General features: G+C 74.6%; 20 protein-coding genes and 2 pseudogenes. 16 read left to right on the forward strand and 6 right to left on the reverse strand.

What is annotated here, in order from left to right; genetic code table 11:
* Window positions 1–1,354: ATPase (locus MCBG_RS28845; protein WP_043329488.1), on the forward strand; the 1,354-nt coding region annotated here is incomplete at its 5' end.
* A 49-nt stretch (window positions 1,355–1,403) separates the two neighbouring features.
* Window positions 1,404–2,234, forward strand: a complete 831-nt coding sequence (locus MCBG_RS28850) for a DUF2567 domain-containing protein (protein ID WP_043329489.1) — start codon at window positions 1,404–1,406, stop codon at window positions 2,232–2,234.
* On the opposite strand, the gene MCBG_RS28855 is transcribed toward MCBG_RS28850, so the two are convergent.
* Complete coding sequence (locus MCBG_RS28855; protein ID WP_043329490.1) at window positions 2,200–2,904, reverse strand: LON peptidase substrate-binding domain-containing protein; 705 nt, start codon at window positions 2,902–2,904, stop codon at window positions 2,200–2,202. The two genes, MCBG_RS28850 and MCBG_RS28855, sit on opposite strands and share 35 nt — an antisense overlap.
* A gap of 108 nt (window positions 2,905–3,012) precedes the next feature.
* Between MCBG_RS28855 and hisD the strand changes: the two genes are divergently transcribed.
* The 12 genes and pseudogenes from hisD to hisF all read left to right on the forward strand — a co-directional run bounded on the left by hisD (window position 3,013) and on the right by hisF (window position 11,118).
* The gene (gene hisD / locus MCBG_RS28860; RefSeq protein WP_043329491.1) at window positions 3,013–4,338 is read left to right on the forward strand and encodes a histidinol dehydrogenase; all 1,326 of its coding nucleotides are present in this window, start codon (window positions 3,013–3,015) and stop codon (window positions 4,336–4,338) included.
* The gene (locus MCBG_RS28865; protein ID WP_043329492.1) at window positions 4,335–5,408 is read left to right on the forward strand and encodes a histidinol-phosphate transaminase; all 1,074 of its coding nucleotides are present in this window, start codon (window positions 4,335–4,337) and stop codon (window positions 5,406–5,408) included. The genes hisD and MCBG_RS28865 overlap by 4 nt, the downstream gene beginning before the upstream one ends.
* Complete coding sequence (gene hisB, locus MCBG_RS28870) at window positions 5,405–6,016, forward strand: imidazoleglycerol-phosphate dehydratase HisB (RefSeq protein WP_043329493.1); 612 nt, start codon at window positions 5,405–5,407, stop codon at window positions 6,014–6,016. Before MCBG_RS28865 ends, hisB begins: the two co-directional genes overlap by 4 nt.
* Window positions 6,016–6,183: a hypothetical protein gene (locus MCBG_RS33260; RefSeq protein WP_176722837.1), complete on the forward strand. Its 168-nt coding sequence runs from the start codon at window positions 6,016–6,018 to the stop codon at window positions 6,181–6,183. Before hisB ends, MCBG_RS33260 begins: the two co-directional genes overlap by 1 nt.
* Window positions 6,183–6,806, forward strand: coding sequence for an imidazole glycerol phosphate synthase subunit HisH (hisH, locus tag MCBG_RS28875; protein ID WP_043329494.1), 624 nt, complete (start codon window positions 6,183–6,185; stop codon window positions 6,804–6,806). Before MCBG_RS33260 ends, hisH begins: the two co-directional genes overlap by 1 nt.
* Window positions 6,807–6,825: 19 nt before the next feature.
* On the forward strand, window positions 6,826–7,146 hold the full coding sequence (locus MCBG_RS28880; RefSeq protein WP_043329495.1) for a hypothetical protein: 321 nt from the start codon (window positions 6,826–6,828) through the stop codon (window positions 7,144–7,146).
* Between the two features lie 19 nt (window positions 7,147–7,165).
* Window positions 7,166–7,894: a bifunctional 1-(5-phosphoribosyl)-5-((5-phosphoribosylamino)methylideneamino)imidazole-4-carboxamide isomerase/phosphoribosylanthranilate isomerase PriA gene (gene priA, locus MCBG_RS28885; RefSeq protein ID WP_043329497.1), complete on the forward strand. Its 729-nt coding sequence runs from the start codon at window positions 7,166–7,168 to the stop codon at window positions 7,892–7,894.
* Window positions 7,891–8,313: a RidA family protein gene (locus tag MCBG_RS28890; RefSeq protein ID WP_043329499.1), complete on the forward strand. Its 423-nt coding sequence runs from the start codon at window positions 7,891–7,893 to the stop codon at window positions 8,311–8,313. The genes priA and MCBG_RS28890 overlap by 4 nt, the downstream gene beginning before the upstream one ends.
* Window positions 8,314–8,393: 80 nt before the next feature.
* Window positions 8,394–8,840 carry a MarR family winged helix-turn-helix transcriptional regulator gene (locus tag MCBG_RS28895; protein ID WP_043331106.1) on the forward strand — a complete coding sequence of 149 codons (447 nt, stop codon included), beginning with the start codon at window positions 8,394–8,396 and terminating at the stop codon, window positions 8,838–8,840.
* Between the two features lies 1 nt (window position 8,841).
* Window positions 8,842–9,267, forward strand: coding sequence for an organic hydroperoxide resistance protein (locus MCBG_RS28900; protein WP_043329501.1), 426 nt, complete (start codon window positions 8,842–8,844; stop codon window positions 9,265–9,267).
* A pseudogene (locus tag MCBG_RS28905) lies at window positions 9,264–10,264 on the forward strand (NADP-dependent oxidoreductase). The gene MCBG_RS28900 and the pseudogene MCBG_RS28905 overlap by 4 nt, the downstream one beginning before the upstream one ends.
* A gap of 86 nt (window positions 10,265–10,350) precedes the next feature.
* Window positions 10,351–11,118, forward strand: a complete 768-nt coding sequence (gene hisF / locus MCBG_RS28910; protein ID WP_043329502.1) for an imidazole glycerol phosphate synthase subunit HisF — start codon at window positions 10,351–10,353, stop codon at window positions 11,116–11,118.
* Between the two features lie 7 nt (window positions 11,119–11,125).
* On the opposite strand, the gene MCBG_RS28915 is transcribed toward hisF, so the two are convergent.
* Together MCBG_RS28915 and MCBG_RS28920 are read right to left on the reverse strand one after the other, a co-directional pair.
* The gene (locus MCBG_RS28915) at window positions 11,126–11,587 is read right to left on the reverse strand and encodes a hypothetical protein (protein ID WP_043329504.1); all 462 of its coding nucleotides are present in this window, start codon (window positions 11,585–11,587) and stop codon (window positions 11,126–11,128) included.
* Window positions 11,588–11,703: 116 nt separating this feature from the next.
* Window positions 11,704–12,339 carry a membrane protein YczE gene (locus MCBG_RS28920; protein WP_043329506.1) on the reverse strand — a complete coding sequence of 212 codons (636 nt, stop codon included), beginning with the start codon at window positions 12,337–12,339 and terminating at the stop codon, window positions 11,704–11,706.
* A gap of 59 nt (window positions 12,340–12,398) precedes the next feature.
* On the opposite strand from MCBG_RS28920, the pseudogene MCBG_RS28925 reads away from it, so the two are divergent.
* Window positions 12,399–13,852 (forward strand): annotated as a pseudogene (locus tag MCBG_RS28925) (PLP-dependent aminotransferase family protein).
* A 72-nt stretch (window positions 13,853–13,924) separates the two neighbouring features.
* Window positions 13,925–15,232, forward strand: a complete 1,308-nt coding sequence (locus MCBG_RS28930; protein ID WP_181373758.1) for a low temperature requirement protein A — start codon at window positions 13,925–13,927, stop codon at window positions 15,230–15,232.
* A gap of 71 nt (window positions 15,233–15,303) precedes the next feature.
* Here the strand turns inward: MCBG_RS28930 and MCBG_RS28935 are convergent, their stop codons facing one another.
* From MCBG_RS28935 to MCBG_RS28945, 3 genes are all read right to left on the reverse strand, one after another.
* Window positions 15,304–17,130 carry an AMP-dependent synthetase/ligase gene (locus MCBG_RS28935; RefSeq protein WP_043329509.1) on the reverse strand — a complete coding sequence of 609 codons (1,827 nt, stop codon included), beginning with the start codon at window positions 17,128–17,130 and terminating at the stop codon, window positions 15,304–15,306.
* Between the two features lie 139 nt (window positions 17,131–17,269).
* Window positions 17,270–18,220 (reverse strand): terpene synthase family protein, encoded by a 951-nt coding sequence (locus tag MCBG_RS28940; RefSeq protein WP_043331108.1) that lies wholly within the window; start codon window positions 18,218–18,220, stop codon window positions 17,270–17,272.
* A 128-nt stretch (window positions 18,221–18,348) separates the two neighbouring features.
* Window positions 18,349–18,978, reverse strand: coding sequence for a TIGR03085 family metal-binding protein (locus MCBG_RS28945; RefSeq protein ID WP_030500278.1), 630 nt, complete (start codon window positions 18,976–18,978; stop codon window positions 18,349–18,351).
* Window positions 18,979–19,024 lie beyond the last annotated feature (46 nt).

Below are 19,024 nucleotides of genomic sequence, written 5' to 3' on the forward strand. Positions count from 1 at the left end.
CGGGCGCGCCGCCGCCGTCGGCCGCGCCCCCGACGGGTCGTACGGCGCCGAGCCGGGTTACCGGGCCGAGGCCACGTTCCGCGTCGACCCCGCCTTCCGCGCCGACCCCCGCCAGGAAGGTGAACCGGCCTATCGGGCCGAGCCGGCGTACCGCACCGACCCGGAGCCGTCCTGGCGCGCCGGGCAGCCCTATCCGGCCGAGCCGTCCTGGCGCGCCGAGCCGTCTGTCGCGCCGGACCCGTCCTTCGCCGCCGAGCCCCGGCCGGAGCCGTCCTGGCGCGCCGAACCGGCGCTGCCGGAGCCGCGCGGCCGGGCCGAGGCGCCGGCCGAGTCGCGCTACTCCCTTCTCGACGGTGGCTACCGGCCCGCGCCGCCGCCGGCCGAGTCCCGGTACGCCCTGCTCGACCGGGGCCGCTACCGGCCGGACGTCCCGCCCGCGCCGGAACCGGTGGTGCCCGCGCCGCGCAGCCCGCTGGAGGGCCGCTCCGGCCGCGCCGGGCGGGTCGCGCCGGCCCAGGCGCAGTGGCGTGCCCCCGAGCCGGACGCCGAGCTGGAACGCGCCACCAGCGTGCTGCGCCGCGAGCTGGGCACGCCCCGGGTGCTCGCGTTCGCCAACCCCAAGGGCGGGGTGCACAAGACCACCGCCACCGTGCTCGCCGCGGCGACGGTGGGCAGCGTCCGCGGGCGCGGCGTGCTCGCCTGGGACGACAACGAGCTGCGCGGCACGCTCGGGCTGCGGGCCGGCAGCGCCCGGCACGCCCGCACCATCCGGCACCTGATCCACGACCTGGCGCAGATCGAGATCCTCGAGGGCAACCGGCTGCTGTCCCACCTCGACGACTACCTGCGGCACGCCTCCGACGGCTCGTACGACGTGCTGGCCGGCGAGGAGAGCCCGCGCTTCGCCCAGCGGCTCGACCAGTTCACCGTCAAGCGGGTGCTGGAGCTGCTGCGCCGCACCCACGAGGTGGTCTGCGTGGACACCGGCAACAACGTGGAGAGCCCGAACTGGCGTACCGTGATGCAGGCCGCCGACCAGCTCGTGGTGACCACCGTGCCGCGTGAGGACGCGGCGTTCAGCGCGGACTGGATGCTCGACCTGCTGCACGAGGAGGGCATGGGCGACCTGGCCGACAACGCGGTCACGTTGATCTCCTGCCCGACGCCCGGCCGGACCTCCCTGCAGGACGACCTGGAACGGCACTTCGCCACCCGGACCCGGGCGGTGGCGGTGGTGCCCTACGACCCGGCGCTGGAGACCGGCTCCTCGATCGAGTACCACCAGCTCCAGGCCGAGACCCGCAACGCCTGGCTCAAGGCCGCCGCGGTGATGGTGGAACCGTTCGCGCGCTGAGGCGGCGACCACCGCCCCGCGCCGTGCCCCGGCCTGAGAGGATCAACGGGTGACTCCGGACACCCCTGATCCCGAGCGGACGCGCGAGCGTGCCGACGGCGCCGAGGCGCGGCCCGAGCGCGAGCAGCCGCCTGCCTGGCCCGGCGGACCACCCGGCTGGCCCGGCGGACTGCCGGTGCCCGCCGGCACCCCGGTCACCGCGCCCGGCGCCGACCCGCTGGCCGGGCATCCGGGCGTCGTGACGCAGCTCCCCGGTGCGTCGCCCGCGTCCCGGCGCTCCCCCCGGGTGGTGGCGACCACCCTCGGCGTGGCCGCGCTGCTCACCGCGCTCGGCGCGCCGCTCGGGCTGCTCTGGGTGTGGGCGGCGCCGGCCACCCCGGTACGGCAGACGCCGGCCGGCGCGGTCTACGCCACCACGCAGCCGGAGCAGCCGATCGCCGCGGACGGCTGGTTCAGCCTCCTGACCCTCGGCTTCGGCGTGCTCGCCGCGATCACCCTGTGGGTGGTGCTGCGCCGCCGGCGTGGTCCGGCGGGCCTGCTCGCGGTCACCCTCGGCGGTCTCGGCGCGGCGGTGGTGGCCTGGCAGGTCGGCCGCCGGATCGGCCTGTCCACGTTCCAGCGGCTGGTGGAGACCGCGCCGCCGGGTACCGCCTTCACCAAACCCGTCGACCTGCGCGCCGGCGGCGTCGACTGGTTCGGCCCGCTCCCGCTGCCGCACGGCAACCTGCTGCTCGCCGCGTTCGGCGCCGCAGTCACGTACACGCTGCTCGCGGGCTGGTCGCGGTGGCCGTCGCTGCGGCCGGAGCCGGAGTTCGACGGCGGGTGGCCGCCGCCGGCGCCGGGGTTCAGTTCGGCGCCGGGAGACCCGCCAGCTCGCTGAGCGGCACCGGCACCGCCCGGACCTGCCGCAGCAACGCCGTCTCCCGGTTGAGCAGGCGCAGCTCGGCCCGCAGGCGGGCGGCGGTGTCGTCGATGGCGAGCAGCCGCTGCCGGTCGTCCACGGTCAGCGCGGCGGTCGCGGCCACCAGGTGCGAGAGCACCGTCGGGTCCTCCGGCAACTGCTCGGAGATCTCCTGCTGGTCCGGCCGGATCAGGCCGAGATATTGCCGGAACACCGAGATCACCCGGGCCGCCAGCAGGTCGGCCGTCTCGTCCGGGCCGCCCGGCTCGGGCAACCACTCCACCTCCGCCGTCAGGTAGGGCTCGGCGGAATGGTCGACCTCGGCGAGGCGGAACCGGCGCCGCCCCACGGTGACGATGTCGAACCCGCCGTCGGCCAGCTCGGTGACCTGCCGCAGCTCGGCGGTGCAGCCCACCTCGTGCAGCGTGACCTCGCCGGCGGTCAGCCCGAAGCGCCCCGGCGGCCCGGCCGGCGCCACCTCCCAGCCGGCCCGGATCGCGACCACGCCGAACTCGCGCGGCGCGCCCTCGGGCAGCGCCACCAGGTGGCGTACCAGCGCCCGGTAGCGCTCCTCGAAGATGTGCAGCGGAAGGACCAGCCCGGGGAAGAGGACGGTCCCGAGCGGGAACACCGGCAGCCGTGCGCTCACGCGATCGAGCGTATCCCCAACGCGCCCGCCCGCGCGTGTCCCGGCTCACCGTCCCGGCGTGCGGGCGGCCCGGGCCGGTCGCCGCGGCGGCGGCCTAGACTCGCAGGCGTGCTGAATCGGATCGACCTGCGCGGCGGGGCACGTGACCCGCGCCGCCTGCTGCCCCGTGCCCAGCTCGACGTCTCCGTGGCGGTCGAGCGGATCCGCCCGCTGGTCGAGGCTGTCCGGGAGCATGGGTACCCGGCGATCCGGGAGGCCAGCGAACGGTTCGACGGTGTGTCACCGGAGCGGCTGCGGGTACCGGTCGAGACGATCCGCGCCGCCGAGGACGAGCTGGACCCGCAGGTCCGCGCCGCGCTGCTGGAGTCGATCACCAGGGCCCGCAAGGTGCACGCCGACCAGCGCCGCACCGACCACACCACGACCGTGGTGCCCGGCGGCACGGTCACCGAGCGGTGGGTGCCGGTCGACCGGGTCGGTCTCTACGTCCCCGGCGGCCTGGCCATGTACCCGTCGACGGTGGTGATGAACGTCGTCCCGGCCCAGGCGGCCGGGGTGCGCTCGCTGGTGGTGGTGAGCCCGCCGCAGAAGGACAACGACGGCCTGCCGGACCGCCGGGTCCTGGCGGCCTGCGCGCTGCTCGGCGTGGACGAGGTGTACGCCGTCGGCGGCGCCCAGGCCGTCGCCATGCTCGCGTACGGGGCGGGCGCCGACCCGGCCGGGGACGAGCGCTGCGAGCCGGTCGACATGATCACCGGCCCGGGCAACATCTGGGTCACCGCCGCGAAGCGGCTGCTGCGCGGCGTGGTCGGCATCGACGCCGAGGCCGGCCCGACCGAGATCGCGATCCTGGCCGACGACACCGCCGACCCGGCGCACGTCGCCGCCGACCTGATCAGCCAGGCCGAGCACGACCCGCTCGCGGCCAGCGTGCTGGTCACCCCGTCCACCGCGCTGGCCGACGCGGTCGACGCGGAGCTTGCCCGGCAGGCGCCCGCGGCCAAGCACGCCGAGCGGATCGGCACCGCGCTGCGCGGCGAGCAGAGCGGCGTGGTCCTCGTCGACGACCTGGAGGCGGGCCTGCGGGTGGTCGACGCGTACGCGGCCGAACACCTGGAGATCCAGACCGAGAACGCCCGCGAGTGGGCGCTGCGGGTCCGCAACGCCGGTGCGGTGTTCGTGGGCGCCTGGTCGCCGGTGTCGCTCGGCGACTACTGCGCGGGCTCCAACCACGTGCTGCCCACCGGCGGCTGCGCCCGGCACTCCTCCGGGCTGTCCGTGCAGTCGTTCCTGCGCGGCGTCCACCTGGTCGAATACACGCAGGAGGCGCTGCGCGACGTGGCCCCGCACGTGGTCACGCTGGCGACCGTGGAGGACCTGCCCGCGCACGGCCAGGCGGTCAGCGTCCGGTTCCCCGAGGGCGGGGCGTCGTGACCACGCTCGACGACCTGCCGATCCGCGACGACCTGCGCGGGCGCACGCCGTACGGCGCGCCGCAGCTCGACGTGCCGGTGCGGCTGAACACCAACGAGAACTCCTACCCGGTGCCCGAGCCGGTGGTCGAGGCGATCGGCAAGGCGCTCGCCGCCGAGCTGCGTGACCTCAACCGCTACCCGGACCGGGACGCGGTGGCGCTGCGCGCCGACCTGGCCGCCTACCTGGGACACGGGCTCACCGCCGACCACGTGTGGGCGGCGAACGGCTCCAACGAGATCCAGCAGCAGCTGCTGCAGGCGTTCGGCGGTCCCGGGCGCACCGTGCTCGGCTTCACCCCGGCGTACTCGATGCACCCGCTGCTGGCGCTCGGCACCGGCACCCGGTGGGTGCCCGCCCGGCGCGGCGCGGACTTCGGGCTCACCGCCGACGAGGCGGTGGCCCAGGTCCGCGAGCACCGGCCGGACGTGGTGTTCCTCTGCTCGCCGAACAACCCGACCGGCACCGCGCTCGACCCGGCCGTGGTCGCCGCCGTGCTGGACGAGGCGCCCGGCATGGTGGTCGTGGACGAGGCGTACGCCGAGTTCGCCCGGCCCGGCACGGTCAGCGCGCTGGCGGTGCTGCCCGGCCACCCGCGGCTGGTGGTGACCCGCACCATGAGCAAGGCGTTCGGCTTCGCCGGCGGGCGGCTCGGCTACCTGGCCGCCGACCCGGCGGTGGTGGACGCGGTGCAACTGGTCCGGCTGCCGTACCACCTGTCCGCGCTCACCCAGGCCGCCGCCCGCGCGGCGCTGGCGCACCGGGACGCCCTGCTCGGCACCGTGGCCGCGATCATGGAGCAGCGGGACCGGATCGTCGCCGAGCTGCGCGCCCGGGGCCACCGGGTGGCCGACAGCGACGCGAACTTCGTGCTGTTCGCCGTCGACGGGGACCAGGCGGTGGCCTGGCGTACCCTGCTCGATGCCGGCGTGCTGGTGCGCGACGTCGGCCTGCCCGGCTGGCTGCGCGTCACCGCCGGCACCCCGACCGAGACCGACGCCTTCCTCACCGCGATGGAGAACGTTTCATGAGCCGGATCGCCCGGATCGAGCGGGTCACAAACGAGACCAAGGTGCTCGTCGAGATCGACCTCGACGGCACCGGCCAGGCCGACATCTCCACCGGCGTCGGCTTCTACGACCACATGCTCAACCAGATCGCCCGGCACGGCGGCTTCGACCTGACCGTGCACACGGTCGGCGACCTGGAGATCGACGCGCACCACACGATGGAGGACACCGCGCTGGCGCTGGGCGCCGCGTTCGACCGGGCGCTGGGCGACAAGGCGGGCATCCGGCGGTACGGCTCGGCCACCGTCCCGATGGACGAGGTGCTGGTCCGCGCCGCCGTCGACCTGTCCGGCCGCCCGTACGTGGTGCACGACGAGCCGGCGCTGGCCCCGTACATCGGGCCGGTCTACCCGACGAGCATGACCCGGCACATCTGGGAGTCGTTCGGCCAGTCGGCCCGGATCACGCTGCACGTGGACGTGCTGCGCGCGGCCCGGCCGGGCGGGCACCCGGACGCGCACCACGTGGTCGAGGCGCAGTTCAAGGCCGTCTCCCGCGCGCTGCGCGAGGCCACCGCGCTGGACCCGCGTAACGCCGGTGTGGTGCCGTCCACGAAGGGCGCTCTCTAATGAAGGTGCTGCCCACTCTCGTGTTGATCCTGGCCGGGCTGCTGGTCGGCGGGACGTGGTCGCTGCTCAAGCAGGGCGCGCCGCGCGCCGCCGTGGTGGTCACCGGGCTGCTGGCCGTACTGGCCACCGTCGCCGGGGTGCTCTGGCTGCTGCCGGGGGAGAGCTGATGACGCGGCGCGTGGTGGTGCTCGACTACGGCTCGGGCAACCTGCGGTCGGCCGAGCGCGCGGTGGCGCGGGCCGGCGCCGACGTGACCGTCACCGACGACCTGGACGCCGCCGCGTCGGCCGACGGCCTGGTGGTGCCGGGCGTGGGCGCGTTCGCCGCCTGCATGGCCGGGATCGAGGCGCTGGGCGCCGGGCCGGTGATCGCCGAGCGGGTCGCCGCCGGGCGGCCGGTGCTGGGCATCTGCGTCGGCATGCAGATCCTCTTCGGGCACGGCGAGGAGCACGGCGTGGTCACCAAGGGGCTCGGGCTGCTGCCCGGCGGCGTGACCCGGCTGCCCGCGCGGCGGCTGCCGCACATGGGCTGGAACACGGTGCGGCCGCCGGCCGGCTCGACGCTGTTCGCCGGGCTGCCGGAGGGCACCCGGTTCTACTTCGTGCACTCCTACGGCGTGACGGACCCGGCGGCGCTGGCCGAGGCGGGCGCCACGGTGACCACCGCGCACCACGGCACGGACTTCGTGGCCGCGGTGGAGCGGGGCGCGCTGTCGGCCGCGCAGTTCCACCCGGAGAAGTCGGCCGACGCCGGTGCGGCGCTGCTGCGCAACTGGCTCGGCACGCTGTGACCGGCCCGCTGGCGTCGGCGTGAGCAAGGAGCGGGCCCGCCGCCGCGCGGAGCGCGAGGCCGAGCAGGAGCGTGCGCGCGCCGTCCGCGCCCGCCGGGTGGCCCGCCGGGAGCGGCGTCGTTCCCTGGTACGCCGGCTGACGCCGTCGCTGCGGCGCGGCCGTACCGGCCGGCTGCGCCGGCACACCCGCCGGGAGCGGGCGACGATCCTGGTGCTCACCGCGGTGGCGGTGGTCGGCATCTGGAGCCTGGTGGACGACCTGGCGCTGCGGCTGGTGCTGGTCGCGTTGTTGTTGCTGGTCCTGCCCGCGATCGTGGTGATCGCGCTGGACCGTCGTTGAGGATCCGAGGAGAGAAGCGTTGAGCCTCACCCTGTTGCCCGCCGTGGACGTCGCCGACGGCCAGGCCGTCCGGCTCGTGCAGGGCGCCGCCGGTAGCGAGACCGCGTACGGCGACCCGCTGGACGCGGCGCTGGCCTGGCAGTCCGACGGCGCGGAGTGGATCCATCTGGTGGATCTGGACGCCGCGTTCGGGCGGGGCTCCAACGCCGCGCTGCTGGCCGAGGTGGTCGGCAAGCTGGACGTGAAGGTGGAGCTGTCCGGTGGCATCCGCGACGACGAGTCGCTGCGGGCGGCGCTGGCCACCGGGGCGGCGCGGGTGAACATCGGCACCGCCGCGCTGGAGGATCCGCAGTGGTGCGACCGGATCTGCGGCGAGTACGGCGACCGGGTGGCGATCGGGCTGGACGTGCGCGGCCGTACCCTGTCGGCGCGCGGCTGGACCCGCGACGGCGGTGACCTGTACGAGGTGCTGGCCCGGCTGGACGCGGCGGGCGCGGCGCGGTACGTGGTCACCGACATCACCAAGGACGGCACCATGCGCGGGCCGAACCTGGACCTGCTGCGCGAGGTGTGTGCCCGCACCGACGCCCCGGTGATCGCCTCCGGCGGCGTGTCCACGCTCGACGACCTGCGGGCGCTGGCCACGCTGGAGCCGGTGGGCGTGGAGGGCGTGATCGCCGGGAAGGCGCTCTACGCGGGCGCGTTCACCGTCGCCGAGGCGCTGGCGACGCTGCGGGCCGGCGCGTGACCGCCGCGCCGCCCGAGCCGCCGGCGGACGCCGGTGTGGTGACCCGGCTCGGCTCGGGCGGCCCGTGGGAGGCGCTGTACGGCTACTCGCGGGTGGTCCGGGCCGGTTCGCTGGCGATCACGGCCGGCTGCACCTCCACTGTGGACGGCCGGGTGGCGCACGCCGGCGACGCGGCGGCGCAGACCGCGCAGGCGATCCGGATCGGCCTGGACGCGCTGGCCGAGGTGGGCGCCGGTCCGGGCGACGTGGTGCGGACCCGGATGTACGTGACGGACCGGATCTTCGCCGACGAGGTGGGCCGGGCGCACAACGCCGTGTTCGGCCCGGTACGCCCGGTGGCGACGATGGTGGTGGTGGCCGGGCTGATCGACCCGGACCTGCTGGTCGAGGTCGAGCTGGAGGCGTACCTCCCCGCCTGAGGCGTTCCGGGGTGCCTCGCGCGCCCCGGACCACACGCCGATCGGTTGTGCACAACCTAATTGTGCGTTACGGTTTCGCGGTGACCGATGATCTGGTGCTGCGCCGGCAGGTGTGCTTCGCCCTCTACGCGGCGTCGCGCGCCATGACCGACGTCTACCGGCCCATCCTCGACGAGCACGGCCTGACCTACCCGCAGTACCTGGTGCTGCTGGTGCTCTGGGAGCGTGACGACGACGCCCCCACGGTCTCCGAGCTCGGCGCCGCGCTCCGGCTCGACTCCGGCACGCTCTCCCCGCTGCTCAAGCGGCTGGAGGCGGCCGGCCTGGTGGTGCGTACCCGCTCGGCCGCCGACGAGCGCCGGGTCGAGGTGGGCCTCACCGGCCAGGGCCGGGCCCTGCGGGAGCGGATGTGTGACGTGCCGCGGCAGGTGGCCACCGCCACCGGGCTCACCGAGGCCGAACTGGTCTTCCTCCACGGCATCCTCACCCGGGTCACCGAGACGATCCACCGACAGAAGGAGCAGTGACATGCAGGTGCTCTACACCGCCTCCGCCCGCGCCACCGGCGACGGCCGCGACGGTCACGTCCGCACCTCCGACGGCACGGTCGAGCTGGACCTCGCCGTACCGAAGGAGATGGGTGGCGCCGGCGGCGCGGCCAACCCGGAGCAGCTCTTCGCGGCCGGCTACGCGGCCTGCTTCCACTCCGCGCTGCGCGTGGTCGCCCGCAAGGCCAAGGCGGACGTCTCCGGCTCGGTGGTCGAGGCCGAGGTGGGCATCGGCCCGAACGGCAGCGGCGGCTTCGGCCTCGCCGTGACCCTCGTGGTGGACCTGCCCGCGGTCGAGCGCGCGGCCGCCGAGCAGCTGGTCGACGCGGCCCACCAGGTCTGCCCCTACTCCAACGCGACCCGGGGCAACCTCGAGGTCACCCGCACGGTCCGCGAGGCCCGATGAGCGGGATGAACCGGGAGATCCATCTGGCGTCCCGGCCGCAGGGCTGGCCGACCGCGGAGAACTTCCGGCTGGTCACCACCGAGGTGCCGACGCCGGGCCCGGGACAGGTGGTGGTCCGCAACCGGTTCATGTCCGTCGACCCGTACATGCGCGGGCGGATGAACGACGTCAAGTCGTACGTGCCGCCGTTCGCGCTCGACGCCCCGCTCGACGGGGGCGCGATCGGTGAGGTGGTGGCCGGCGAGGCCGGCGGCGTCAAGCCCGGCGACACGGTGCTGCACGGGCTGGGCTGGCGCGAGTACGCGCTGGTGGACGCCAAGGGCGCGCGCAAGATCGACCCGGACCTGGCACCGGTGACCGCCCATCTGGGCGTGCTCGGCATGACCGGGCTGACCGCGTACGCCGGGCTGCTCGACGTGGCCGCCATGAAGCCGGGGGAGACCGTCTTCGTCTCCGGCGCGGCCGGCGCGGTGGGCAGCATGGTCGGCCAGATCGCGAAGCTGCGCGGCGCCGGCCGGGTGATCGGCAGCGCCGGCCCGCGGCGAAGGTGGAACGGCTCACCGCGCTCGGCTTCGACGCCGCGTTCGACTACCACGACGGCCCGGTGTCCAAGCAGCTCAGGGCGGCCGCGCCGGACGGCGTCGACGTGTACTTCGACAACGTCGGCGGCGACCACCTGGAGGCCGCGATCGGGGCGATGAACGTGCACGGCCGGGCCGCCATCTGCGGCATGATCGCCCAGTACAACGCCACCGAGCCGCCGGCCGCGCCGCGCAACCTGGCGCTGGTGATCGGCAAACGCCTGACGCTGCGCGGGTTCCTCGTCAGTGACCACGGTCACCTGCGGGAGCAGTTCGTGCAGGAGGTGGCGGGCTGGCTGCGCGAGGGCCGGCTGTCGTACGACGAGACGATCGTCGACGGCATCGAGCAGGCCCCGGAGGCGTTCCTCGGCCTGCTGCGCGGCGAGAACCTCGGCAAGATGCTGGTCCGTCTCTGACCGGCGTGAACCCGTACCACCACGGGCGGTGGTGACCGGCCTCACCGGCGGGTCACCACCGCCCCCCGCGTTGCTAGGCTCGGGGCATGACGGTGGCGGTACGGGTCATCCCGTGTCTGGACGTGGACGCCGGGCGCGTGGTCAAGGGGGTCAACTTCCTCGACCTGCGCGACGCGGGCGACCCGGTGGAGCTGGCGGCGGCGTACGACCGGGCCGGCGCGGACGAGCTGACCTTCCTCGACGTCACCGCCTCGTCCAGTGACCGCGGCACCATGCTCGACGTGGTGCGGCGTACCGCCGAGTCGGTCTTCATCCCGCTCACCGTGGGCGGCGGCGTCCGCCAGGTCGCCGACGTCGACACGCTGCTGCGGGCCGGGGCGGACAAGGTGGGCGTGAACACCGCCGCCATCGCCCGCCCGGAGCTGATCGCCGAGATCGCCGACCGGTTCGGCAGTCAGGTGCTCGTGCTCTCACTGGACGTGCGCCGCGCGCCCGACGGCACGACGCCGAGCGGTTTCGAGGTGACCACGCACGGCGGGCGGCGGGGCACCGGGCTGGACGCGGTCGAGTGGGCGGCGCGCGGCGCCGAGCTGGGCGCGGGGGAGATCCTGCTCAACTCGATGGACGCCGACGGCACCAAGGCCGGGTTCGACCTGCCGCTGATCCAGGCGGTCCGGGAGGTGGTCGACGTGCCGGTGATCGCCAGCGGCGGCGCGGGCGAGGTGGCGCACTTCCCGCCGGCCGTCGGCGCGGGGGCGGACGCGGTGCTCGCGGCGAGCGTCTTCCACTTCGGTGAGCTGACCGTCGGCGAGGTCAAGGACGCGCTGCGCGGCGCCGGGCACCCGGTGCGCTGAGGCGCGCTCACTGCCGGCCGGAGTGCCCCTCGGGGGAGCGGCGCGGCATCGGGATCGAGCGGACCACGTACTCCTGCACGGCGGCGGCGTGGTCGTCCTCGTCGAGCTGCCACTCGGACTCACCGGGCGGGTGCCGGCGGGTCAGCACGCCCTGCACCGTGTCCACAGTGGTGCCGAGCCCGGCGCTGGGGCGGGTGCGCCAGAGCCGCTCACCGTCCGGTGTGACCCGGAACCAGCCGTCGGCGACGCTGACCAGGCCCGCGCCGACGAGCCGCCGGACCGCGCCCTCCACCTCGTGCCGCTCGGGGATGGCCTGGTTGAGGTGGTCGGCGGTGGAGAGGACGTCGGCCAGTCGTACGCCTTCGGGGCGGCGTGTCGACGCGGACCGCCGGTGCCGGCCGGCGCCACTGGCGATGACAAGCGCGACGAAGATCCAGGCGTCGCTCCAACGCCATCCGTTCTCCCCCATGCAGGAATGATGCCCGGCCGCGACGGCGGAGGAAACACCTGGTTTTGCTGTTCTTCGTCACCGCAGCTCAGCGCGTTGCGGATCGCTTCGGGCCGTGGCGGTCGGCCCGGCGCCGGTCACGTAGCGTAAGCGCCGCTCGCCGGCCGTGCGGGCAGCGCGAAGACCGGGATGAAGAACTGGGCGAGCGGGCCGATGGTCAGCGCGTACGCCACGGTGCCGAGGCCGACGGTTCCGCCGAGCAGCCAGCCGAGGGCCAGCACGGTGACCTCGATGCTCGTGCGGACCAGCCGTACCGAGAAGCGGGGATGACGGGCGACGAATCCGGTCATCAGACCGTCGCGGGGCCCGGGGCCGAGCCCGGCGCCGAGGTAGAGCCCGGTGGCGGCGCCGTTGGCGACGATCCCGGCCACGAGCATCGCGGCACGCGCCGGCATGCCCTCACCGGGCGGCAGCACGGCCAGGGTGGCGTCGACGACCAGGCCGATGACCACGACGTTGCTGACCGTGCCGAGGCCGGGCCGCTGCCGCAGCGGGATCCAGAGCAGCAGCACGAGAGCGCCGACGGCGATGGTGACGGTGCCGAAGGAGAGACCGGTCTGCCGGGCGAGCCCCTGGTGGAACACGTCCCACGGGTCAAGCCCCAGCTCCGACCGGATCATCAGCGCCATGCTGAGGCCGTACAGGACGAGCCCGGCGTAGAGCTGGGTGAGTCGTCGCGCCGAACGGTGCCCGAGATTGCCAAGCGGTGCCATGCATGCCACCCTAGGGGCCAATTGCAGGACGTAAGGGGTCCAATTTCGGAGGTGTGGCCATGACCAGCCAGGTGCGCGGCGTCCAATTGGCGCGACTCCTCGGCCAGTGGCATGCGCTGCCGGGCCGCCGCCGCAGCCCCGACTACGCCGCGCTCGCCGGCGCCGTCCGGGGCCTGCTCGCCGACGGCCGGCTGCCCCTGGGGGTACGCCTGCCGGCCGAGCGGGAACTGGCCGAGGCGCTGCGGATCAGCCGGACCACTGTCACCGCCGCGTACCGGGAACTGCGGGAGAGCGGCCACCTGGCCAGCCGCCGGGGCGCCGGGAGCTGGACCATGCTGCCCGGCGGCCACCGGGTCGCCAGCACCGGGCTGTGGACGCCGCTGGACGACCGCGACATGATCGACCTCGGCGTGGCCGCGCTGTCCGCGCCGCCGCAGCTCGTCCCGGCCGCCCGGGCGGCCGCCGAGGACCTGCCCCGCTACCTCGGCGGGGCCGGCTACCACCCGACCGGCATCATCGAGCTGCGGGAGGCGGTGGCCCGCGGGTACACCGAGCGCGGGCTGCCCACCAGCCCGGAGCAGATCATGGTCACCAGCGGTACGCAGCACGCGCTGGACCTGGTGCTGCGGCTGGCCCTGTCGCCCGGTGGCGCGGTGCTCGTCGAGTCACCCACCTACCCCAACGCGCTGGCCGCGCTGGCCGCCCGGCGCGCCCGGATCGCCACGCACGGCCTGTCCGACGAGGGCTGGGACGCCGAGCTGCTGCTCGGCAGCATCCGGCAGACCCGGCCGAAGCTCGCGTACGTGATCCCGGAGTTCCACAACCCGACCGGCCACCTGATGGCGGCCGACCTGCGCGAACGGCTGGTCGGCGCGGCCCACGCGGCCGGCACCGACCTCGTCGTCGACGAGTCCTTCGTCGACCTGCCGCTGGACGGCACCCCGCTGCCGCCGCCGGTCGCGGTCTTCGACAGGCACTCCCGGGTGATCAGCATCGGCGGGATGAGCAAGCCCTACTGGGGCGGCCTGCGGATCGGCTGGGTCCGCGCCTCCGCGCCCCAGGTGCAGCGGCTCGCCGCGGCCCGGGTCGGGGTGGACATGGCCAGCCCGGTGCTCGACCAGCTCGTCGCCGTGCATCTGCTCGCCGAGGCGCCGGCCATCGTGGCCGCCCGCCGGGCCCAGCTCGCCGCGCAGCGCGACGCCCTGGTCGCGGCGCTCGCGGAGCAGCTGCCCGACTGGCGGGTCACGCCGCCGCGCGGCGGCGTGACGCTCTGGGCCGAGCTGGACGGCCCGATCTCCAGCGCGCTGGCCCGGAGCCGCCGAGGAGGTAGAACATAAAGACTGGCGCCCGGACCCCGGTTCGGCCTGGCGGGACGCTCGAGCGCTTCCTGCGGTTGCCCTTCACGCTGCCCGCCGACGAGTTGGTGGAGGCGGTCGGGCGGATCGACGCGGTGCGCTACGACCTGGACCGCACCAGCCGCCCGCAGTGGCGCGAGCCGAGCGTCATCGCCTGACCGCCCGCCCGATCCGGTGGTGAACCGCCCGAACCACAGCTGCGGGCGGGTCCGCGCCCGCACACTGCCCGGGTGGGAGACGGGGACGCGGTCCGGTGGTCGTGGGCGGTGCGGCGCAGCGCGCCGGGCTCCCGCACCACCCGGCTGGAGCTCTTCTACGACCTGGTCTTCGTCTTCGCGTTCCTGAGCGTCACCACGCTCACCGCCTCGGTGCTCACGCCCGCCAACCTCTACCGGTTCCTGCTGGTGCTGGCGCTGCTCTGGTGGTCGTGGACCGGCTTCGCCCGGATGGGCAACGCGTTCCGCGCCGACCAGGGGATGCTGCCGCTGATCGGCGTCGTCACCGTGGCGGCCACGTTCCTGCTCGTGCTCAGCACGCCCAGCGCGTTCGCCAACAGCGGTGGCTGGCTGCCCGGGCCGCTGGTCTTCGCCGCGTGCTACTTCGTGATCCGGACCGCCCAGCTCACCGTCTTCGCCTGGGCCGACCGCGCCGACCCGGCCCGGCGCCGGGGACTGCGGATGCGCTTCCTGGCCCCGACGGTGGCCACGGCGCTGCTTGTCGTCGCCGGCACACTCCCCGGCCGGCTGCCGCAGGAGCGGTTCGCGGTCGGGCTGCAACTGGCGCTCTGGACGCTGGCGCTGCTTGTCGAGTACGTCGCCGGGACGGTCCTGGGCCAGCAGTGGTGGGTGGTGCTCTCGGCCGGGCACTGGGCGGAACGGCACGCGCTCATCGTGCTCGTCGCACTCGGCGAGTCGATCATCGCGCTGGGGCTCGGCCCGAAGCGCGGGCTGCCGCTCACCGGCCCGGTGGCGATCGCCGCGTTGCTCGGCATCACGGTCGTGGCGGCGCTGTGGTGGGCGTACTTCGACACGCTGGCGTTCGCCATGGAACAGGTCCTGCACCAGGCCCGGGACCGCGCCACACGGCTGCGGCTGGCCCGCACCGCGTACACGTTCCTGCACCTGCCGATAGTCGCCGGGATCATCCTCTACGCGCTCGGCCTCAAGGACCTGCTGGCCGAGGCCGCCGATCCGCACACGCCCGCCTGGGGGCTGCCGCTCGGCGACTTCTGGGGCGCGATCCTGTTCGGCGGGGTCGCGTTGCACCTGCTCGGCGTCGCCGGGTGCTGGTGGGTGGCGCTGCGCGAGATCCACTGGCGGCTGCTGACCACCGTGGGGGCGCTGACCGCGGTCGCCCCATTCGTGTTCCGTGTGCCGGAGCTGGTCGCGCTGATCGTGCTGGCGGTGGTCACCGGCGCGGGAGTGGCCTGGGAGACCCGGGGCGAGAACGGTCACCGGCGCCGGGTACGCCAGCTCGCGCTGGAGGAGCAGATCGCCGCCGAGGCCGAGCAGAGCCGCTGGCGGCAGCAGCACCTCTGACCGGCGCCGACGCGAACGGCCGTGCCCCGGGACGGTGGGGCACGGCCGGCGCTACCGACTGGCGGTGCGGGTCACAGCTCGGCGAGCGTGCCCTCGTACATCTTGTCGATCTCGGAGGAGAAGTTCGTCTCCACGCTCCGGCGCTTGATCTTCAGCGACGGCGTGACCTCGCCGTCCTCGATGGTGAGGTCACGGGGGAGGATCGTCACCTTCTTGATCGTCTCCCAGCGGTTGAGCTTGGCGTTCAGCTCGGCGACGTACCCCTCGACCATCTCCCGCGCCTGCGGCGAGGTGACGATCGTGGTGTAGTCGCTGCCCTCCAGCGGGGTGCCGGCGGCCCAGCCCTTGATCGCGTCCGGGTCCAGCGTGACGAGCATGGTGCAGTAGTTGCGCGCCTGCCCGATCACCACCGCCTGCGAGGTGTACGGGCAGACCGCCTTGAACATGCCCTCGATGTGCGACGGCGCGACGTACTTGCCGCCGGACGTCTTGACCAGGTCCTTCTTGCGGTCGGTGATGCGCAGGTAGCCGTCGTCGTCGAGCGTGCCGATGTCGCCGCTGCGGAAGAAGCCGTCCTCGGTGAACGCGGCGGCGGTCTCCTCGGGGAGGTTGTGGTAACCCCGCATGACCGGCTTGCCCCGCATCAGGATCTCGCCGTCGGTGTCGATCCGGCACTCCAGATCACCCATGGCCCGGCCCACGCTGCCGATCTTCAGCCCGTCGGGCGGGTTCACGAACGCGCCGGCGCTGGTCTCGGTCAGGCCGTAGCCCTCGGAGATGGGCAGGTTGGCGGCGGCGAAGAAGGTGGCGATCTCCTTGCTCAGCGGCGCCGCGCCGGAGACCAGCACCCGCATCCGGCCGCCGAGCCGGGCCTGCAGCTTGCTGAACACCAGCTTCTCGGCCAGCGCGTACTTCATCCGCAGCCCGGCCGGCACCGGCTTGCCGGCCTGCTCCAGCGCGACCTTCTCCTTGCCGACCTCGACGCCCCAGGCGAAGATCTTGGCCTTCGCGCCGCCCGCGCCCTGCGCGGTGGTGACCGCCTTGTTGTAGACCTTCTCGAAGACCCGGGGCGCGCCGCACATCAGCGTCGGCCGGATCACGCCGAGCAGGTCGACCAGCTTGTCCACCCGGCCGTCGACGTACGTGGGCAGGCCGACGTGGGTGGCGCCGCAGAGCAGCGTCTTGCCGAACGAGTGCGACAGCGGCAGCCACAGGTACTGCAGGTCGTCGGTGCGCAGCAGGCCCAGCTCGGCCTGCGCCACGCCCTCCCAGCACCAGCCGCCGTGCAGTAGCTCCACGCCCTTCGGGCGGCCGGTGGTGCCCGAGGTGTAGATGAGCGTCGCCAGGTGGTCCGGGCCGATGCCGGCCACGAGCATGTCGATCAGGTCGGGCTCGGCGCTCAGCGCGGCGGCGCCGCGCTCCTCCAGCTCGGCCAGGGTGAGCTGCGGGACGGCGGCGGCCGGGTCGGGCGCGCCGTCGAAGAGCACCACGTGGGTCAGCGCGGGCAGGTCCGCTCCGGCGATCTTCGCCGCCTGGGCCGGGTTCTCCGCGAACAGCACCTTCGAGCCGGAGTCGGCGATGATGTAGACCGCGTCGTCGGGCTCGGTGGTCGGGTAGACGGTGGTGGTGGCCCCACCGGCGCACATGATGCCGAAGTCGGCCAGCACCCACTCCAGCCGGGTGTTGGCCAGGATCGCCACCGGGTTCTCCAGGCCGACACCGAGCCCGTGCAACCCGGCGGCGATCGCCTTCGCGCGTTGCCCGACCTGCTCCCACGTCAGCCAGACCGGGCCCGAGTCGTCGGGTGCGGGGTGAGCGAACGCCTGGCGGTCGGGGGAGTCCGCCACGCGCTTGAGGAACATGTCGGGTACGGAACGGTACGGTACATCGAGAGCCATCGCTGTAGCCGCCTTCAGGGGTGGAGGGACGTGACGGGGGTCACGCCGGTCTGCGGTTACCGAAGGGTATTGCCTGTACCCGGCCAGCGGCTAGCCCTGATCGGCCGAGTCGCCACCGGTCCCGACTTCTGGAATCGGATCAGGCATATCGGCTGGCGGCGCGGGACCAGTCGTAGGTGGCCCGGATCCAGTCCCGGCGGGTGTCCAGGAACGCCCGCATCCCCTCGTCGGCCCCGGCGCTCAACGCCGCGTCCCGCTCCGCGTACGAGGCGAGGGCCGCGTTGAAGCGGTTCGCCGCCGCGTTCAGCGCCGCCGACTCGTCCTGCCCGGTCTCGCCCGCGATCGTGGTCACCAGGTTGTGCGCGTCCGGGGTGACGCCCCGCTCCTTGCCGTAGGAGAACACGTCGTTGCACCAGCAGACCAGGTCGGTGGCGAGGGCGTCCAGCGCGGTGAGCGCCGGGGTCGCCCGCTGGTCGGCCCGGGGCAGGGACGGGCGGGCCAGGTCGGTCACCGTGAAGCTGGGGCGTACGCCGCCGGTGTGGCGGCGCATCTGCACGTACTCGGCGACCCCCGGCACGCGCCGGCGCTCCCGGTTCGCCGCCTCCCACAGCAGCGCCAGCAGGTACTCCCGCAACTGGCTCACCAGCCGCATCAGGTGCGCCGGCCGGCCCCGGCCGCGCGCCCGCCGGCACAGATCGTGCAGCGCCAGGCCCATCGGGCCGGCGTCGGTGGGCGCGGGCGCGTCCGGGTCACCGTGCCGGTCGAGCACTTCCAGCAGCGCCGCCAGGGTGGGCGCGAGCACCGTCGGCGCGGCGCCCAGCCCGTCGTCGTCGCAGGCGTCGTCCACCACGAACAGCCAGTTGATCAGGTCGGTGAGCAGCCGCAGACCGGCCGGGGACGCCTCGGGGCAGGCCCGTCCGGCCAGCTCCGAGGCATGGGCGCCGGCCAGCCGCAGCAGGCCGGCCTGGGTCTTGACCAGGCCGAAACCGCGCACCCAGGCGACGCTCTGCGCGGCCACCTCGTCCGCGGCCGGGTGACACCGGGAGGGAAAGGGCGGCTCGTGCAGCGCCGAGAGCGCGAAGTCCCGCATCGTCGTCCCCTGTCCGCCGCCCCGCAGGGTCGGGCCGGTGCGCAGGAGCGTACGGCAGCCGGCGAACGTTATCGAACGCCGGGTGTCCACATTCTACGATCGCCTGGGTGGACGGGCGGAAACGTCTGTCACAGGCCCAGTTCGGCGGTACGCAGACGCTCGGCGCGCTCGGCCGGACCGTCCACCTGGACCCGGGCCACCCGCTGCCGCCCGGTGAGGAACAGCACGAGTTCCCCCGGCGCGCCGACCAGCCGCAGCCGCTCGCCGCCGCCGCCGGCCCGCAGCTCGCCGTGCCCCGGCGCCTGCACCAGCACCTCGGCCGGGAAGCGCCGCAGCGCCATCCGGGCCAGCAGGGCGACCCGCTTCCAGAGCACCGCCTGCTGCCCGGCCGGCAGGTCACGCGGCTGCCAGCCCGGCCGGGCCCGGCGGACGTCCTCGTGGTGGATGAAGAACTCCATGCCGTTCGCGATCTCGTCGGTGAGCGGGTTGCTCACCGGGCTCCACACCGGGGGACGGCGGACCCGGGCGATCAGGTCGGCGTACGGCCCGGCGGCGATCCGCCTGCGGACCGACTCGCCGTAGCCGCGCAGCGGCGGCAGCAGGATCCCGCCCGCCGCGTCCGGCCGGCGCTCCCGCACCAGCAGGTGCGCCGCCAGGTCGCGGGTGGTCCACCCCTCGTTCACAGTCGGCGCGTCCGGTCCCAGCTCCAGCATCAGGTCGGCGAGCGCCTCGCGCTCCGTTCGGGCGTACCGCGGCATGGCCCGATCGTAGGCCCGTCGCGGCCGATCGGCGCGCCACGCCCGG

Origin of the sequence: Micromonospora sp. M42, assembly GCF_000568915.1 — a bacterium.
Classification (GTDB): domain Bacteria; phylum Actinomycetota; class Actinomycetes; order Mycobacteriales; family Micromonosporaceae; genus Micromonospora; species Micromonospora chalcea.

What these genes read in the sequence shown, in the direction of transcription:
- MCBG_RS28935 (WP_043329509.1), bottom strand. Translation starts at nt 17,130, where the DNA reads ATGGCTCTCGATGTACCGTACCGTTCCGTACCCGACATGTTCCTCAAG.
- MCBG_RS28900 (WP_043329501.1), top strand. Translation starts at nt 8,842, where the DNA reads ATGCAGGTGCTCTACACCGCCTCCGCCCGCGCCACCGGCGACGGCCGC.
- hisB (WP_043329493.1), top strand. Translation starts at nt 5,405, where the DNA reads ATGAGCCGGATCGCCCGGATCGAGCGGGTCACAAACGAGACCAAGGTG.
- hisF (WP_043329502.1), top strand. Translation starts at nt 10,351, where the DNA reads ATGACGGTGGCGGTACGGGTCATCCCGTGTCTGGACGTGGACGCCGGG.
- hisH (WP_043329494.1), top strand. Translation starts at nt 6,183, where the DNA reads ATGACGCGGCGCGTGGTGGTGCTCGACTACGGCTCGGGCAACCTGCGG.
- MCBG_RS28940 (WP_043331108.1), bottom strand. Translation starts at nt 18,220, where the DNA reads ATGCGGGACTTCGCGCTCTCGGCGCTGCACGAGCCGCCCTTTCCCTCC.
- MCBG_RS33260 (WP_176722837.1), top strand. Translation starts at nt 6,016, where the DNA reads ATGAAGGTGCTGCCCACTCTCGTGTTGATCCTGGCCGGGCTGCTGGTC.
- MCBG_RS28915 (WP_043329504.1), bottom strand. Translation starts at nt 11,587, where the DNA reads ATGGGGGAGAACGGATGGCGTTGGAGCGACGCCTGGATCTTCGTCGCG.
- MCBG_RS28920 (WP_043329506.1), bottom strand. Translation starts at nt 12,339, where the DNA reads ATGGCACCGCTTGGCAATCTCGGGCACCGTTCGGCGCGACGACTCACC.
- MCBG_RS28945 (WP_030500278.1), bottom strand. Translation starts at nt 18,978, where the DNA reads ATGCCGCGGTACGCCCGAACGGAGCGCGAGGCGCTCGCCGACCTGATG.